Raw genomic sequence first — 1,217 nt, forward strand, 5'->3', positions numbered from 1 at the left:
CCGAGCACGGCACCTTCGCCGAGGAGACCCGCGGCGCCGTCTCTGCCCCACAGCTCGCCGCCTGGATCCGCAGGCGCGCCGCTCACGGCGGCCGCGTCCGGGTCAGAGAAGTGCTGATCCAGGGGTCTCGAGACGGTTGCTGCGCAACCTCCTCGACCACCGGACCGACCACCGGGGCCGACGTCCGGGCCTGGCTCGCACGGCACGGCATCGACACACCCGTGATCGACCTGCGACCCATCGATCTCGACAGTGACGCGGCCGTCGACACCCACGACCCGACACCGCTCATGCACGGGCAGGTCGTGACCCGTGACGCCCACTGCGTCTTTCCCGGCTGCCGCCGCGACTCGAGGGCCTGCGACCTCGACCACATCGAGGCCTACCAGTCACCGGACGACGGCGGACCACCCGGCCAGACCAACGCCGCCAACCTCGCCCCGCTGTGCCGGCGACACCACAACGCCAAGACCCACCACGACTGGACCTACCGACGCCAGCGCGACGGCAGCTACCGCTGGACCAGCCCCACCGGACACACCTACAGCGTCATCCCCCACAGCCGAGCACCCCTCAGCCACTGAGCCCCGCTGACCCGGCCACCCACCCGGCGGCCGGGCCACCGGCGCGCCCAGCGCCGCCCCTTCGAGGCTCGCTCCGCTCGCACCTCAGGGACCAGCACGCTCGACCCACCCGCACCCAGTGAGGCGGCAGCTCGCCAGAACCCGCACAACGACGGACGCCCACCCGCTGGTCGAGCCCGCCGAGACCACCGCCCCGCCCCTTCGAGGCTCACTCCGCTCGCACCTCAGGGAGCGGCGAGCTCGACCCACCCGCACCCAGTGAGGCGTCAGCTCGCCAGAGCCCGTACAACGACGGACGCCCACCCAACCGCTGGTCGAGCTTTTCGAGGCCGAGCCGCCCCTTCGAGGCTCGCTCCGCTCGCACCTCAGGGACCGGCAGGCTCGCTCCGCTCGCACCTCAGGGACCGGCAGGCTCGCTCCGCTCGCACCTCAGGGACCGGCAGGCTCGCTGCGCTCGCACCTCAGGGAGCGGCGTACTGCTCGGGCACACCCGATGGCCTCGACGAGCTCGACCGGAGCCCTTCGGGCTGGGGGCGGGCTAGCTGTGATGTCCGGGGACGTTGTTTCGTGACACGGACCTGATGGTGCTGGAGAGGTGAAGGCCTCCGGTTGTGAAGTGGAGCTGTCTAAGGA

Annotated in this window: 1 protein-coding gene; it reads left to right on the forward strand. The window is 71.7% G+C overall.

Translation table 11 applies throughout. The features are described 5' to 3' along the window. Nucleotides 1-584: HNH endonuclease signature motif containing protein (locus tag ACYU8I_RS18845; RefSeq protein ID WP_460843878.1), on the forward strand; the 584-nt coding region annotated here is incomplete at its 5' end. Between the last annotated feature and the right edge of the window lie 633 nt (nucleotides 585-1,217).

The sequence above is a fragment of the Nocardioides marmoraquaticus genome (assembly GCF_054777915.1).